At 70.8% G+C, this 14,813-nt stretch carries 12 protein-coding genes and 1 pseudogene; 4 read left to right on the top strand and 9 right to left on the bottom strand.

The window, feature by feature from the left end; all coding sequences use genetic code 11:
• Nucleotides 1-230 precede the first annotated feature (230 nt).
• The gene (locus ABIE45_RS14180; RefSeq protein ID WP_192711470.1) at nucleotides 231-1,019 is read left to right on the top strand and encodes an SDR family oxidoreductase; all 789 of its coding nucleotides are present in this window, start codon (nucleotides 231-233) and stop codon (nucleotides 1,017-1,019) included.
• Nucleotides 1,020-1,055: 36 nt separating this feature from the next.
• Here ABIE45_RS14180 and ABIE45_RS14175 read toward each other — a convergent pair.
• Nucleotides 1,056-2,655: pseudogene (locus ABIE45_RS14175) on the bottom strand (ABC transporter substrate-binding protein).
• 191 nt (nucleotides 2,656-2,846) lie between these two features.
• Between ABIE45_RS14175 and ABIE45_RS14170 the strand changes: the two are divergent.
• Nucleotides 2,847-3,977, top strand: a complete 1,131-nt coding sequence (locus ABIE45_RS14170) for a serine hydrolase (RefSeq protein ID WP_192711468.1) — start codon at nucleotides 2,847-2,849, stop codon at nucleotides 3,975-3,977.
• Here the strand turns inward: ABIE45_RS14170 and ABIE45_RS14165 are convergent.
• The 4 genes from ABIE45_RS14165 to rpoN all read right to left on the bottom strand — a co-directional run bounded on the left by ABIE45_RS14165 (nucleotide 3,974) and on the right by rpoN (nucleotide 10,310).
• Nucleotides 3,974-5,131 carry a M20 family metallopeptidase gene (locus ABIE45_RS14165; protein ID WP_192711467.1) on the bottom strand — a complete coding sequence of 386 codons (1,158 nt, stop codon included), beginning with the start codon at nucleotides 5,129-5,131 and terminating at the stop codon, nucleotides 3,974-3,976. The genes ABIE45_RS14170 and ABIE45_RS14165 overlap by 4 nt on opposite strands.
• Before the next feature lie 169 nt (nucleotides 5,132-5,300).
• Complete coding sequence (glmS, locus tag ABIE45_RS14160) at nucleotides 5,301-7,127, bottom strand: glutamine--fructose-6-phosphate transaminase (isomerizing) (protein WP_373622346.1); 1,827 nt, start codon at nucleotides 7,125-7,127, stop codon at nucleotides 5,301-5,303.
• 155 nt (nucleotides 7,128-7,282) lie between these two features.
• Nucleotides 7,283-8,662 (bottom strand): bifunctional UDP-N-acetylglucosamine diphosphorylase/glucosamine-1-phosphate N-acetyltransferase GlmU, encoded by a 1,380-nt coding sequence (gene glmU, locus ABIE45_RS14155; RefSeq protein ID WP_192707296.1) that lies wholly within the window; start codon nucleotides 8,660-8,662, stop codon nucleotides 7,283-7,285.
• Nucleotides 8,663-8,735: 73 nt separating this feature from the next.
• Nucleotides 8,736-10,310: an RNA polymerase factor sigma-54 gene (gene rpoN, locus ABIE45_RS14150; protein WP_192707295.1), complete on the bottom strand. Its 1,575-nt coding sequence runs from the start codon at nucleotides 10,308-10,310 to the stop codon at nucleotides 8,736-8,738.
• A 425-nt stretch (nucleotides 10,311-10,735) separates the two neighbouring features.
• Here rpoN and ABIE45_RS14145 point away from each other — a divergent pair, with 425 nt between their 5' ends.
• Entirely contained in the window at nucleotides 10,736-11,455 is a 720-nt protein-coding gene (locus tag ABIE45_RS14145; protein ID WP_192707294.1) for a Crp/Fnr family transcriptional regulator, read from the top strand.
• On the opposite strand, the gene ABIE45_RS14140 is transcribed toward ABIE45_RS14145, so the two are convergent.
• Nucleotides 11,437-11,655, bottom strand: a complete 219-nt coding sequence (locus tag ABIE45_RS14140; RefSeq protein WP_373622881.1) for a hypothetical protein — start codon at nucleotides 11,653-11,655, stop codon at nucleotides 11,437-11,439. The two genes, ABIE45_RS14145 and ABIE45_RS14140, sit on opposite strands and share 19 nt — an antisense overlap.
• 471 nt (nucleotides 11,656-12,126) lie before the next feature.
• Here ABIE45_RS14140 and ABIE45_RS14135 point away from each other — a divergent pair, with 471 nt between their 5' ends.
• Nucleotides 12,127-12,411 carry a hypothetical protein gene (locus ABIE45_RS14135; RefSeq protein WP_373622345.1) on the top strand — a complete coding sequence of 95 codons (285 nt, stop codon included), beginning with the start codon at nucleotides 12,127-12,129 and terminating at the stop codon, nucleotides 12,409-12,411.
• A 9-nt stretch (nucleotides 12,412-12,420) separates the two neighbouring features.
• Here the strand turns inward: ABIE45_RS14135 and ABIE45_RS14130 are convergent, their stop codons facing one another.
• From ABIE45_RS14130 to ABIE45_RS14120, 3 genes are all read right to left on the bottom strand, one after another.
• The gene (locus ABIE45_RS14130; RefSeq protein WP_192707292.1) at nucleotides 12,421-12,801 is read right to left on the bottom strand and encodes a hypothetical protein; all 381 of its coding nucleotides are present in this window, start codon (nucleotides 12,799-12,801) and stop codon (nucleotides 12,421-12,423) included.
• Between the two features lie 4 nt (nucleotides 12,802-12,805).
• Complete coding sequence (locus tag ABIE45_RS14125; protein WP_192707291.1) at nucleotides 12,806-13,051, bottom strand: hypothetical protein; 246 nt, start codon at nucleotides 13,049-13,051, stop codon at nucleotides 12,806-12,808.
• 97 nt (nucleotides 13,052-13,148) lie between these two features.
• Nucleotides 13,149-14,738, bottom strand: coding sequence for a glucan biosynthesis protein (locus ABIE45_RS14120; protein WP_192707290.1), 1,590 nt, complete (start codon nucleotides 14,736-14,738; stop codon nucleotides 13,149-13,151).
• Nucleotides 14,739-14,813 lie beyond the last annotated feature (75 nt).

Here is a 14,813-nt window from a genome sequence, read left to right as displayed (position 1 = left end):
CCGCTGACGCGCCAAGATCCTGCGCGGACAGCGGTTCTGGATTCCGGGCTCGCCTGCGGCACCCCGGAATGACATGGCGAGAACAGGATCCGGACGGCATCCCGCTCGACGTCCGATCCCCATGTGTGGAACCTCACCCGTAAGAGACCCAGCCCGCTTGCTTGCAATCATGATGGGCGTCATGTTTGTCATACATGATGACCATCATGTAGAGCCATCGGAGATCGACCATGTCCAGCAAGCCAGCCGTTCTCGTTACGGGCGCCTCGTCGGGGATCGGCGCCGTCTACGCCGACCGCTTCGCCCATCGCGGCCACGACCTCGTCCTCGTCGCCCGCGACGGCGAACGGCTGAACGGCCTCGCCGAGCGTCTGCGCCGCGAGGCCGGCGTGACCGTCGACGTCGTTCAGGCGGATCTGACCCGGACGGAGGGCCTCGTCCGCGTCGAGGCGCGCCTGCGCGAGGACGCCCGGATCGGCGTGCTGGTGAACAATGCGGGCGCGGCGCTCTCCGGGCCCTTCTCCGAGCAGAGCCCGGATCAGACCGCCGCCCTCATCGGGCTCAACGTCACGGCCCTCACCCGGCTCGCCGGCGCGGTCGCGCCGCGCTTCGCCGCCGCCGGGACCGGAGCCATCATCAACATCGGCTCGGTGGTCGGCTTCGTCCCCGAATTCGGCATGGCGGTCTACGGCGCGACCAAGGCCTACGTGCAGTATCTCAGCCAGGCGCTCCACCTCGAGCTCGGGCCGAAGGGCGTCTACGTCCAGGCGGTTCTGCCAGCCGCGACCCGGACCGAGATCTGGGGCCGCACCGGCATCGACGTGAACGCCCTTCCGGCCGTCATGGAGACGGGCGATCTGGTCGACGCCGCCCTGGTCGGGTTCGACCGCCGCGAGACCGTGACCATCCCGCCGCTGCCCGATGACGGCCAGTGGCGCAGCTTCGACGCGGCGCGGGCCGCGATGATCCCGAATCTCGGCCAGACCCGTCCGGCGGAGCGCTACCGCAACGCGGCCTGATCGCCGCGATCCCGGCTCGGGCTGCCCGGGCCGGGCTCAGGCCTCACGGCGCGCGTTCCAGAACACGAACTGGTCCTGGACGATGTCGCGGATCTCGCGCCGGTACGCGGTCCGGTAGAAGTACTGGCCGAGCGGCAGGTACGGCACCTGGACCATGGCGGCGGTCTGCAGGTCGCGGGCGATCCTCTGCCGCCCGGCCTCGTCCGGCGCCTCGATCCAGGCTTCCCGCAGCGTCTCGATCTCGGGGATGTCCGGCCAGCCGAAGAAGCCCTTCTGGCCGCCGCAGCGCAGCACCTGCTCGCCGACCGGGTTGGTCATGTCGAGGCCGACCCAGGTGGTGCTGAAGATGTTCCACCCGCCCTGGTCCGGCGGCGCCTTGCTGGCCCGGCGTGTCACCAGCGTGCCCCAGTCGGAGACGACGTACTGCACGTTCATCCCGAGGCGCTGGAGCAGGTCGTGCATCACCTCGCCCAGGGGCGCCGAGCACGGGGTTGTCGCTGGCCGACATCAGCACGACGCGCTCGCCCTTGTAGCCGGCGGCGATCAGGTCCGTCTTCGCGCGCGCGAGGTCGCGCTTGCGCGTCAGGATGTCGAGGCCGGCATCGCTGGCCATAGACGTTCCGGGCGTGAAGATCCCGACGCCGGTACGACGGAGCTTCTCGTCGTCGCCCGCCGCGGCGGCCATGAAATCCTCCTGCGTCAGGGCTTCGAGGATGACCCGCCGGATTGCCGGCTTGTCGAAGGGCGGATGGAGGTGGTTCATCACGGCGGTGCCGAGATTGCCGAGGCGCCCGGCGAGCTGCGTCACGATCTGCGGGTTGCCCTGGAGCGTCGGCAGCAGATCGTTGATCGGGTTCTCCCACCAATCGACCTCGCCGTTCTGTAGCGCGGCCGCGGCGGTGCCGGGATCGGGCATGACCTGCCACTCGACCCGCTCGAAATGCACCCGCTTCGGCCCGGCGGCCCAGGAGACCGTGCCGCTCTCGCGCGGCCGGTAATCCGGATTGCGATCGTAGACGACCCGGGCGCCGACCAGCCGCTCCTTGGTGTTGAACCGGAACGGGCCGGATCCGATCACCTCGGGGATCTGCTGCGCCGGGTCCGTGGCGGCCAGCCGCTCGGGCATGATCACCAGAACGGGCGGCCCGAGCTTGGCCAGCGTCTCCAGCATCAGCCCGTAGGGCCGCTTCAGGCGGATGACGAAGCTGCGGTCGTCCGGCGCGCTCATGGCGTCGGTGCGGGCCATCAGCGCCTGGCCGAGGCTGTCGCGCTGCGCCCAGCGCCGGATCGACGCGATGCAGTCGCGGCCCCGGACCGGCTCGCCGTCGTGGAATTTCAGGCCGTCGCGAAGACGGAAGGTCCAGAGCGTGCCGTCCGCCTCGACCGTGTGGCCCTCGACCATCTGCGGCTGCGGCTTCAGCTGCGCGTCGAGGCCGTAGAGCTGGTCGAACACCATCAGCGCGTGGTGGCGGGTGATGTAGGCGGTGGTCGTGACCGGATCGACGATCGTGAGATCGGATTGCGGAACGTAGCGCAGGACGCTGGCCCGTGCATTCTGGGCGAGCGCCGGGCGCGCCGGCAGGAACGGGAGGGTTCCGGCCGCGGCGGCACCGCGGAGAAAGGAACGTCGCAGCATGGTCTCGAACTCCCGACGCGGGCCCGCGCCGCAGGAATGTCCGGGCCGAAGCGGTCGCGGCATTCCGGACGGGGTGCGGACGTGGTGATGCTGCGCGGCTGCAAGAGACACGCCCCTCCCCATGCCCGCGGCGCAGACCCTGCATTCGGAAGTCCAAGGGATTAACGCCCGTGATCGAGAGGAGAGTGCGTGTGACCGAGGCGCTGCAGCCGTATTGGCCGATGGAAGCCTGGGAGGAAGCGGATCCCAGCGCGGCCGGTTTCGACACCGGGCGGCTCGCGGAGGCGGTCGCCTACGCCGAGGCCAACGAGAGCCAGTGGCCGCGCAGCCTGTACTATCCCGACGGCCGCTATGTCGGGATCGTGGAGTGGAACGAGCGCGGGCCGTGGAGCGACATCGCCGGTCCGGTGCGGGCCCGGGGTGGGCCCGCCGGCGTGATCCTCAAGGGCGGCCAGCGCGTCGCCGCCTGGGGCGACACGCGCCGGCCGGACATGACCTTCTCGATCGCCAAGAGCTATCTGGCCGTCCTGGCCGGGCTCGCACACGATGACGGGCTGATCCCAGACGTGGACGCGCCCGTCCGCGACAGCGTGCCGGATCCGCTCCTCGACGGACCGCAGAACGGCGCGATCACGTGGCGCCATCTGCTGCAGCAATCGAGCGAGTGGGAGGGCACCCTGTTCGGCAAGTCCGACCAGGTCGACCACCATCGCCAGATCGGCCCGGGCGCCGACAACAGCCGCAAGGGCGAGAAGCGACCCCTGCGCGCGCCGGGCACGCATTACGAGTACAACGACGTGCGGGTGAACCTGCTGTCCTACTGTCTGATGCGCCGCTTCGGCCGCGCTTTGCCGGAGGTGCTCCGCACGCGGATCATGGAGCCGATCGGCGCCTCGCGGGACTGGGCTTGGCATGGCTACGACAATGCCTGGGTCGAGATCGACGGCGCCCGAAGCCAGTCCGTGCCGGGCGGCGGCCATTGGGGCGGCGGCCTGTTCATCGGCGCCGACGACCATGCCCGCTTCGGGCTGCTCATCGCCCGGGGCGGCGACTGGAACGGGCGCCGGATCCTCTCGGAGGGCTGGATTGGCGCCATGCTGACCCCCTCGCCGACCCTCGACAGCTACGGCTATCTCTGGTGGCTGAACCGCGGCGCATCCGCCAAGCCAAAACTGCCCGCCTCAGCCTTCAGTGCCCTCGGGGCCGGCAACAACGTCATCTGGTGCGATCCGGACCGCGACCTCGTCGCGGTCCTGCGCTGGATCGACAAGGCCGCCCTCGACGGCTTCCTGCTCCGCCTCGTGGCGGCGCTGCGGGATTAGGCCTGCGCCAGTGCCGCGATGGTCTCGGCCATCGCGCGCGCCCGGGGGACGAGCGTCGCGACCTCCAGATACTCCTCCGGCGAGTGCGCCTTCCCGCCGACCGGCCCCACGGCGCAGAGGGTCGGACAGCCGACGCTGGCGGTGAAGCCGGAATCGGCGCAGCCGCCGGCGAACTCGCCCGCGACCGGCGTGCCCTGCTGCGCGCTGACCCGCGCGTAGGTCTCGAACAATGCCCGCGAGGCCTCGTCCTGCACCAGCGGCAGGAACTCGCCCTTGATGGTCAGATGCGCAGTGGTGTCGGGCACGGTCGAGTCCGCCACGATCGCGGCGATCCGGTCCATGGCCGCTGCCCGATCCGGCGGGGTCACGTAGCGCAGGTCGATCTCGCAGGTCGCCCGCGGGGCCACGGTGTTCACCGACTGCCCGCCCGCGATCAGCCCGACATTGACCGTCGTGCCGCGCTCCAGATCGGTGATCGCGTGGAAGGCCACGGTCTTGTGCGCGAGTTCCAGGATGGCGCTGCGCCCGTCGGCGTAGTTGCCGCCGGAATGGGCAGCCTTGCCGCGCACCTCGAGGACCATGAACACGCCGCCCTTGCGGCCCGTGACGACGTTCCCGGTGGGGCGGCCGGGCTCGGAATTCAGCACCGCCCGGGCGCCGCGCGCGGTCTCCTCGATGATCGGCCGGCAGGCCGGCGAGCCGATCTCCTCGTCGCTGGTGAACAGGCCGACGAGCGGCACCGGCGCGCCGGCGTGGTGGAAGGCCGCGAGCACGAAGGCGTTCATCACGAGGCCCGCCTTCATGTCGGCGACGCCCGGCCCGTAGGCGCGGCCGTCCGCGATCCGGAACGGCCGATGGGCCACCTCGCCCTTCGGGAAGACCGTGTCGCGATGGCCCATCAGCACGACCGGTCGGTTGCCGCCGCCGGACCCGGCGACATGGGCCTTCAGCGCGTCGCCGTAGCCCTCCACCGGGACCGTCGTGACCGGGATGCCGTGGCCGGCCAGGAACTCTGCGATGCGGGCGCCGACCGCATCGACGCCCGGCTTGTCGTAGGAGCCGGAATCGATGTTCACCAGCGCTTCGAGGAGGGCCAGCATGGCGTCCTCCTGCGTGTCCAGCCAGCCGAGGGCGTCGGCGTCAGGTGCGGTCATGGGGATCCTCGAATGGAGCGCGTCGGATGATGGGCTCGAGCGCCTTCGCGCGCGGAGCGAAGCAACCCAGAGGCGCTACGCTTGCGGAGTTCGCGCTGCCGTGGATTGCTTCGCGCCGCTCGCAAGGACGGCGCCGTTGCGCCGTGACCCCGCACGAAAAAAGGTGCGCCTATTCCACGGTGACGGATTTGGCGAGGTTTCTGGGCTGGTCGACGTCTTTGCCCATGATCACGGCGGTGTGGTAGGCCAGCAGCTGGATCGGCACCGCGTACACGATCGGCGCCACGCTCGGCTCCAGCGCCGGCATCGTCACCGTCGCCAGCGTCTCCAGACCGTGCGCCGCCGCCCCCTGCGCGTCCCCGATCAGCACGATCCGCCCGCCGCGCGCGGCCACCTCCTGCATGTTCGACACCGTCTTCTCGAACACCCCATCGTGCGGCGCGATCACGATCACCGGCACGCTCGCGTCGATCAGCGCGATCGGACCGTGCTTCAGCTCGCCCGCCGCGTAGCCCTCCGCGTGGATGTAGCTGATCTCCTTCAGCTTCAGCGCACCCTCCAGCGCCATCGGGTAGCTCGTCCCCCGGCCCAGATACAGAACGTCCCGCGCCTGCGCGACCTCCCGCGCCACAGCCTCGATCGCCCCCTCCCGGGTCAGCGCCTCCGCCATCAGACCCGGCACCCGGATCAGCGCCTCCACCAGCCGCGCCTCGCCCGACGCGTCCAGCGTGCCCCGCGCCCGCCCCGCCGCGATCGCCAGGCACAACAGAACCGTCAGCTGGCACGAGAACGCCTTCGTCGAGGCCACCCCGATCTCCGGACCCGCCAGCGTCGGCATCACCACCGACGATTCCCGCGCGATCGTCGAGCTCGGCACGTTGACCACGCTCAAGGTGTGCTGGCCCTGGCTCCTGGCGTAGCGCAGCGAGGCCAGCGTGTCGGCGGTCTCGCCCGATTGCGAGATCACCAGCGTCAGCCCGTCCCGCTCCAGCGGCGCCTCGCGGTAGCGCGCCTCGGAGGCGACGTCGATCTCCACCGGCAGCCGCGCCAGCTGCTCGAACCAGTAGCGCGCCACCAGGCCGGCATAGTACGCCGTGCCGCAGGCGGTGATGTACACCCGGCTGAGCCGGGCGAAGTCGAACGGCAGCGCCTCGGGCAGCACCACCCGGCTGCTGGCCAGGTCGACGTAGTGGGCCAGCGTCCGGCCGACCACCTCGGGCTGCTCGTGGATCTCCTTGGCCATGAAGTGGCGATAGGCGCCCTTGTCGATCCGGTAGGCCTGGGTGGCGATCGTCTGGCGCGGGCGCTGGACGACCGCCCCGGACGCGTCGCGGATCTCGGCGCCGTCGCGGGCGAGGATCGCCCAGTCGCCCTCGTCGAGATAGGTGATCGCGTCGGTGAAGGGGGCCAGCGCCAGGGCGTCGGAGCCGAGATACATCGCGCCCGCGCCGAAGCCGATCGCCAGCGGCGCGCCGTGGCGGGCGCCGATCAGCAGGTTGTCCTCACCGGCGAACAGGAAGGCGAGCGCGAAGGCGCCGCGCAGCCGCGGCAGGGCGGCTTCGACCGCCGCCACCGGCCCGAGGCCCTGGTCGATGGCGCGGCTGACCAGCTGGGCGACGACCTCGGTGTCGGTCTCGGTCTCGAACACGACGCCGTCGGCCTCGAGCTCCTGCTTCAGCGCGCGGAAGTTCTCGATGATGCCGTTGTGCACGACCGCGAGGTTGTGGGTGGCGTGGGGGTGGGCGTTGGTCTCGTTGGGCCGGCCGTGGGTGGCCCAGCGGGTGTGGCCGATGCCGATCGTGCCGGTGAGCGGCTCCTGCGCGAGCCTGGCCTCGAGGTTGGCGAGCTTGCCCGCTGCGCGGCGGCGCGCCAGCCGGCCGTGCTCGAGGGTGGCCAGCCCGGCGGAGTCGTAGCCGCGGTATTCGAGCCGGCGCAGGGCCTCGATCACCTGCCCCGCCACCGCGTCGCGCCCGACGATGCCGACGATGCCGCACATGGATGTGTCTCTCGCTCTCGCGCCCGGAGCGCCGCGCTTTCGTGCCGCGCTAAGCCCGGGCCGCCCCGCTCAGCCGGGCGCCAAGCGTGACTTGTACCGGATGGGGGCGTCGCAGAGCGAGTCCCGGCTGCGCTCGGGCGTTCCGCGCCCCCGAATCAGGAGCTTTTGCCGCGCCGTGCCTTCTCGGCCTGCAAGGCGGCGCGCTTCTCCCTGGCCCAGCCGGGCTTCGTCGCCTGCCGGCCGCGCGCGACCGCCATGGCGTCCGCCGGAACGTCGTCGGTGATCACCGAACCCGAGCCGATATAGGCCCCCTCCCCCACCGTGACCGGCGCCACGAGCGCTGAGTTCGAGCCGATGAAGGCGTTCGCGCCGATGGTGGTCCGGTGCTTGAGCACGCCGTCGTAATTGCAGGTGATCGTGCCGGCTCCGATATTCGCCTTCGCGCCGATTTCGGCATCGCCGAGATAGGTGAGGTGCGCGGCCTTGGCGCCCGCGCCCATATGGGCGTTCTTCAGCTCGACGAAATTGCCGAGCTCGGCGCCGCTTTCCAGCACGGCGTGGCCGCGCAGCCGCACGAACGGTCCGATCCGGACGTCCGCCTCGAGTCGCGTATCTGTCAGATGCGCGAAGGCCCGCACGGTGCAGCCGTCCCCGACGCGCACCCCCGGCCCGAAGACCACGTTCGGCTCGACGATGACGTCGCGTCCCAGCACGGTGTCGTGGCTGAGGAAGACGGTCTCGGGTGCGATCAGGGTGGCGCCGCCCAGCATGGCGCTGCGGCGCAGCCGGGACTGGATCGCGGCCTCCGCGACGCTGAGCTGCGCCCGGTCATTGACGCCTTGAGCCTCCGCCTCGTCCACCGGCACGACGGTGACCGCGAGCCCGTCGGCGACCGCGAGCGCCACGGCGTCGGGCAGGTAGTACTCGCCGGCGGCGTTGTCGTTGCCGATGCGGGTGAGCAGCGCCAGGGCGTGGGGGCCCGACAGCGCCATCAACCCGGCATTGCAGAGCGTCACGGCCCGCTCGGCCGCGCTGGCATCCTTCTCCTCGCGGATCGCCAGGACTCGGCTGCCTTCGGTCAGCACCCGCCCGTAACCGGTGGGTGTCGCGGTCTCGAAGGCCAGCACCGCGACCGCCGCGCCATCGGCCAGCGGTGCCCGCAACCTCAGGAACGTCTCGGCGGTGATCAAAGGCGTGTCGCCGAAGGCGATGACCACGTCATCGTCCGGATCGGCGAGCACGTCCCGGGCCGCCAGCACCGCGTGGGCGGTGCCCAGCCGCTCGGCCTGCGGGAAGACCTGCGCGCCGGGAGCCTGCCGGGCGATCTCGGCGGCGACGTCGTCGCGGCTGGGCTCGGCCACCACGGCGATCCGGCCGGCGCCCGCCGCCTGCACGGCGGCCAGCACGTGCCCGAGCATGCTGCGGCCGGCGATCCGATGCAGCACCTTCGGCAGGTCCGAGCGCATGCGCGTGCCCTTCCCGGCCGCCAGCACGATGGCGGTGAGGCTGCGGGACGGTGTTCCGGTCGCGGTCATGGCAGGTCCAGGCGTCGTCATTCGGCGCCACGGATGGGCCGGACGGCGGTTTCGCGCAAGCCCGGCCGTTCGCTCAGCGCAGGGCCAGGGCGGCGTGGTGGGCGGATCCGTGGGCGAAATGCTCGCGGCGGCGCTCGATCGAGCTCGGGATCCGCAACGATTCCCGGTACTTCGCCACCGTGCGCCGGGCGATGTCGACGCCCTCGCTGCGCAACTTCTGCACCAGCGCATCGTCGGAGAGCACATCGGCCGGCGTCTCGCCGTCGACGAGCTGCTTGATGCGGTGGCGCACAGCCTCCGAGGAATGCGCCGCCATGCCGGCCGCGCCTGGGATCGCCGCGGTGAAGAAGTATTTCATCTCCAGGGTGCCGCGGCTCGTGCCGATCGCCTTGTTGGAGGTGACGCGCGACACCGTCGATTCGTGCATGCCGATCGCTTCCGCCACCGTCTTCAGGTTGAGCGGGCGCAGATGGCTGACGCCGTGGACGAAGAATCCGTCCTGCTGGCGCACGATCTCGGTGGCGACCTTGAGGATGGTGCGGGCGCGCTGCTCCAGGGAGCGGGTCAGCCAATTGGCGTTCTGCAGGGCCTCCGACAGGAAGGCCTTGTCGCCCTCCGCCGACGCGCCGCGCACGACCCGGGCATAGTAGCTCTGGTTCACCAGCACCCGCGGCAGGGCCTCGCCGTTGAGCTCGACCAGCCAGGACCCGTCGGGGGCGGCGCGGACGAACACGTCTGGCACCAGCACCTCGACCGCGCTCGACCCGAAGGCCCGTCCCGGCTTGGGGTCGAGGCGGCGGATCTCGCCCAGCATGTCGACGAGATCCTCGTCGTCGATGCCGCACAGGCGGCGCAGGGCCGCGAAATCGCGCTTGGCCACGAGATCGAGACGGGAGACCAGGGCCTGCATGGCCGGATCGAACCGGTCGCGCTCGCGCAGCTGGATCGCGAGGCATTCCGCGAGATCCCGGGCCGCGATTCCGGGCGGGTCGAAGGTCTGCACGAGGGACAGCACGCGCGTCACCAGAGCCGGGTCGGCCCCGAGACGCTCGGCCACGCCGTCGATGCCCTCGCGCAGGTAGCCGGCCTCATCGACGGCGTCGATCAGGAAGCCGCCGATCAGGCGCTCGGCGGGATCGCGTGTCGCCAGCTCGAGCTGGCTCGCGAGGTGGTCGCGCAGCGACGTCTCGGCCGTGAGACTGGCCTCGAAATCCGGCGCTTCGGCGTCGAAGCTGCCGCCGCCGCTGCCGTAGGGCGGCGGGGTCAGCGAGAGCATGTCGCCGCCGCCTGCCTCGCGCGCCTGGACCGGCGCCTCGTCGGGAAAGACGTTGTCGAGCCGCGTGTCGAAGTCGCCCTCGATCTCACCGCGGCTCGCATTCAGCTCGGTGGAGAGCCACGAATCGGGCTCGGGCGCCTCGAAGCCGTCGGCATGCGACTCGTCCTGGTGGGAGCCGGATTCCGAGGCGTCGCCTGCGCCCGGCAGCTCGGGCTCGGCACGCTCGAGGAGCGGGTTCCGCTCCAGCTCGGCCTCGACATAAGAGGCAAGATCGAGCTGCGACAGTTGCAGGAGCTTGATTGCTTGCAGGAGCTGCGGCGTCATCACCAGGGCCTGGCCCTGACGCACTTCCAGCCGTTGCACCAAACTCATGCGAGGCCCCGATGCCCTTCCAGCGCGGTTCACCAGCCCGAGCGGCGGTGCTCACGGCATGGTTCTTGCTTGTCTTGCTGCTCCGTGTGTAGACCGATGGAGAGCGCACGTCAAAGCGCGGCGACGCGCTCGGTTGTTGGCAAGTGCAGGCCGCGCGGCGCACGTAGCAAAGCAGCCACATCGGCACGGCTGCCCGGGCCAATCTGAGGATCGGTCTTTAAGGAAGCTTTGCATTCCGCATCGAAGCCGATTCTCGTGTGTTGCCGTTCTTCCGAGATCACTGGTCTGTCCGATAGCGGACGCTTCCTGCCTAATGTGCAATATCCGCTCGCGTTCGTGCCGTGATCCGAGCAGGCTCGGCGTGACGCTTCGTCTCACCAAACTGTGTCGGCGCGTTTTCGGCTGCTTCTGCGCACCTCACGGCGATGGCTCATCAGAACAGCTTGCTGGCGTCCCTCTCCGAGGCGGACAACGCGCTGCTCGCGCCGCATCTCGAACCTGTCGAACTGCCCCTCGGGATGGTTCTGGTGGAACCGGCCAAAGTCATTGCGCATGCCGTCTTTATCGAGACCGGCCTGTGCTCGGTGGTTTCGGGCCTGGCGGAGGGCGGACGCGTCGAGGTCGGATTGTTTGGCCGCGACGGCATGGCGGCGCCGACGCTGATCCTGGGTGTCGACACGATCCCCCACCAGATCTTCATGCAGGTCGCCGGCCGCGGGCAACGTATTCCCGTCGCGGACCTGCGCGCGGCCGTCGAGGCCAGCCGGTCACTGCGCGATCTGCTGCTGCGCTACGTGCAGACCTTCCTGGTGCAGGTCGCCCAGACCGCCATCGCCAATGCCGGCACGCCGGCCGAGGAGCGGCTCGCGCGCTGGTTGCTGATGTACCACGATCGCCAGGACGGGGACGATCTGTCGGTCACGCACGAGTTTCTGTCGATCATGCTCGGTGTCCGCCGCCCCACCGTCACGGTGGCGATCCATACGCTGGAAGGGGCCGGGCTGATCCGGGCCCGGCGCGGGCGCATCCGTGTGCTGAGCCGCGCGCGGCTGGAGCAGGCGGCCGGTAACACCTACGGTCCCGCGGAGGCCGAGTACGAGCGCCTGATCGGGCCGCTCAGGGCGCATCACGGAACGCTGGCGTAGGGCTCCTCCGCCACGACGGCACCGCCCTCGTCGGTGATCACGAACGTGTCGGCCCGCCAACGGCGCGGCGCGCCGTAGATGTGAGGCAGGCGCCGCATCTCGCCGACGATCTCGCGGGCGAGCGCCTGGGCGGCGGCGCCGTCGGGCAACTCGTCGCCCTCATCGTCGTGGATCAGCGTGCCGTGCCGGCGAACGTTCAGGTAGAAGCGGGGCAGGTCTTACCTCCGTGATCCTCATTCGGGATCGGCCGCCGCGCCGTCCCGGCATCCTGGCTTTCGGATCCTTCCGGCTGAGCGATCGTGCCGCCAGCGACCGAAGGGGGCGCTCCGGCGCTCGCCGCGAAACGCCGGAGGCGTAGCCTCCCCGCAGCGTCCCGTTCCATTGGACCTTCGTGCAAGTTCCTTCGAGCAAGCCTGGAGGCAGGGCTGCGCCGTGCCAAGGCTCGGAACAGCGGTGCGGCCGCCTTGATGCAGGATCAGCTTTCTCCTAGGGAGTGTGTACTTTCCGACAGTTGCGAGCGGCTGCCAGAGGATTTCCGTCACCTCGTGTCCGCTGGAGAGGCACCCGTGCCTGGGTGAACAGCCGGTCCTGCGGCTCGGGGCCGGTGTGGTTCGACCCACACACAGGTTAGCGACAGGGGATGGGGTGCGGATCACGCTCCGTGTTTGCCCGTGAGGCTCCGCGCCGTGCGCTACTTCACCGACTTCATCGAAGGCCAGGACGTGTCCCGCGACGAGGAGGGGCTGGATTTCGCCGAGCGGCTGGAAGCCTGCCGCTCGGCGGCGGAAGCTCTGGTCGAGGCCGCGCACGACCTGCTCCGCGGCAAGCCGAAGCTTCCGCCGCCCGGCGGCGGCGCCGGTCTGCAGTTGGAGGCCCAGGTTCGGGACGAGGCCGGCAGCGTCGTCTTTCGTGCCCGCCTCGCCCTCGATCTGGAGTGGCAGCCCGCAATCGACTGATCCGGCGGGCTACCAGCCGCAATTCGGCACCGGCGGCTGCGGTTTGGCCAGGGCCGCCTTCTCGATCTTCACCAGCGGCCCCCAGGCGTATTTCTGCGCGTAGGGCGTCACGTTGGCGAACAGGCAGCCGAGCTGGAAATCGGTCGCGCCCATCTCGCCCGAGAAGCCCATGCAGTCGAGGAACGTCCAGGTCTTGGGCACCGGCGTCATCGACCGCCAGCGCGGCATCGCCACCGGCGAGCAGACCTTCACGGCTCCGGTCCCGTCATCCGCGTCGAGCGCGTCGCCGGGACGAGGCTCGACAGCCCAGGCGGAGGCCGTCGCCAGCGCCAGCAGCACCGCGAGGGCGCGGACCGGCAGTCTCGCCGGGGTGAAGCCGTATCGGATCATCGGATCAGCGCATCGTCCGCCACAGCGCCGCGAGAATCGCGAAGCCGATGAGGTTGTAGAGGATCGCCCAGAGCCAGACACCCAGGATCGCGCGGCTCGGCTGGCGCGGCCTCTGACGGCCGAGGCGCAGCCGGTTCCGATCCTCCGGCGTCGGCCAGATGGCGCTCTTGGGCGCCCGGAGCAGGCGCGTGAGCGTCTCGGGCAAGTGTGGGTCGGGCGAGTGTGGGTCGGGCGGTCGTTCGCCGTTCATGACGGGCTCGCATGCGGCGCCGGGCCGACCGGCCGTGGCGCGGTCGGGACTTTCGCGCACCGGGCGGCCCGGTCGCACACAGCCCTGAACCCGCCGGTCAGAGGACCGTTCCGGGGGCTTCCGGATAGTACTGGTAGGCCCAGGTCTCGGAGAGCAACCGCCCGCCGGCCTTCAGCTGCAGCCGCATCTCGACCGGGTCCGGACCCTCGGCGTAGAGCTTGAGGAACACCCGCCAGGGGCTGAGCTTGCCATAGGGCGCCCAGGTGGCGCCGACCTCCTCGGCATGGCCGCGCGTGAGCGTGAGGACCACCTCGGCCTTCTCGGGATCGAGGCCCGCCAGGGCCGCGCCCTCGAATTCGAGCACGAATTGCCGCACGAGGTTGGCGCGGCCGGGGCGCCGGTCGGCCTCGGCGAGCCAGGATCCCTTGGTCGCCCGCGTCGCAACGCAGCGGGCGAGATCGGTCGCGACCGGCTCTTGCACCGGCCAGCGCAGGCGGTAGGCGAAGCTGCGCGCGCTCCCGGCCTTCGGCGGGTCGTCCGGGACCCACAGGGCGACGATGTTGTCGTCGGTCTCCCGATGGGTGGGGATCTCCACCAGCTGCACGCTGCCCGCGCCCCAATCCCCCTGCGGCTCCACCCAGAGGTCCGGCCGGTTCTCCTCGAAGCCGTCGTCGATGTAGTGGTCGAAGGACCGGTCCCGCTGGAGCAGGCCGAAGCCCCGGGGCGACCGGTCCGCGAAGGCGCTGACGCTGAGCCGCGGCGGGTTGTTGAGTGGCCGCCAGATGATCTCGCCGCTGCCGGTCTGCATCAGCAGGCCGTCGGAATCGTGCACCTCCGGCCGCCAGTCGCTGGCGAGGAACCGGCTGATCCCCTCCGAGTACCAGAGCATCGAGGTCAGCGGCGCCATGCCGAACCGCTCGACGGAGCGGCGCATGTAGAGCGTGCAGGCGACGTCGATGACGACGTGCGGCTCCTTGCGGGCGACGAACCGGTAGGCGCCGGTCAGGCTCGGACCTTCGAGCAGGGCCAGCACGGTGACGGCGCCCTCCGCGGCCGGGCTGACGTAGAACCGGGTGAAGACCGGGAATTCCTCTGTCTTGCCCGGTCCGGGCGCGGTATCGATGGCGATGCCGCGGGCGGAGGCGCCGTATTGCTGCCCGTCGCCGGCGGCGCGGAAATACGACGCGCCGAGGAAGGCGAGCCAGTCGGCGTCGTCGCCGGGCTGGCCGGCCGGGGCCTTCTGGAACCGGAACCCGGCGAAGCCGGCCCCGTCCGGGACGTCCTTGGCCGGATTGCCGGCCGGGTAGGTGAACAGGTCGTGGCTGTAGAGCACTTCGCGGGCCTGTCCGCCCTCCAGGGCGAAGACCTTCACGGGGTGCCGGAAGAAGTTGCCGAGATGGAAGAAGGTCACCGGATAGGGGCTGTCGGAGAATAGCGCCCGGCCGGGCGGGTAGCGGATCTCCTGCAGCGGCCCGTAGGTCAGGGCGTCGAGGGCCTTCGCGGCGGGCGCCTCGGGCGGCGGCGCGTAGGGCCGGTCGCGCAGGCTCCGGGCGAGGTCGTTCAGCCGGTCGAGATCCATGGGCTCGGGCGACGCGAGACGCGGCCCTCCGGCAGCGGCCCGGGCAGTGCCGGGGAACGGCGCGAGGGCCAGGAGCCCGAGGGCGGTCAGGACGCGGCGCGTGATCAAGCGGGTGCCTCGGCGATTCGACCCGGGCCTCGCGGCCCGCGTCGCGCTCTAGCCATGCGAAGGCGGCGGCGCAAT

Source organism: Methylobacterium sp. OAE515, from assembly GCF_041806315.1.
Classification (GTDB): Bacteria; Pseudomonadota; Alphaproteobacteria; order Rhizobiales; family Beijerinckiaceae; genus Methylobacterium; species Methylobacterium tardum.
This window is presented reverse-complemented; position numbering and strand designations above follow the sequence as displayed.

Bases quoted from the DNA above. Each gene is read 5' to 3' on its own strand.
- ABIE45_RS14180 (WP_192711470.1), top strand. From the start codon at position 231: ATGTCCAGCAAGCCAGCCGTTCTCGTTACGGGCGCCTCGTCGGGGATC.
- ABIE45_RS14165 (WP_192711467.1), bottom strand. From the start codon at position 5,131: ATGACCGCACCTGACGCCGACGCCCTCGGCTGGCTGGACACGCAGGAG.
- glmS (WP_373622346.1), bottom strand. From the start codon at position 7,127: ATGTGCGGCATCGTCGGCATCGTCGGGCGCGACGCGGTGGCGGGGCAG.
- glmU (WP_192707296.1), bottom strand. From the start codon at position 8,662: ATGACCGCGACCGGAACACCGTCCCGCAGCCTCACCGCCATCGTGCTG.
- rpoN (WP_192707295.1), bottom strand. From the start codon at position 10,310: ATGAGTTTGGTGCAACGGCTGGAAGTGCGTCAGGGCCAGGCCCTGGTG.
- ABIE45_RS14145 (WP_192707294.1), top strand. From the start codon at position 10,736: ATGGCTCATCAGAACAGCTTGCTGGCGTCCCTCTCCGAGGCGGACAAC.
- ABIE45_RS14130 (WP_192707292.1), bottom strand. From the start codon at position 12,801: ATGATCCGATACGGCTTCACCCCGGCGAGACTGCCGGTCCGCGCCCTC.
- ABIE45_RS14125 (WP_192707291.1), bottom strand. From the start codon at position 13,051: ATGAACGGCGAACGACCGCCCGACCCACACTCGCCCGACCCACACTTG.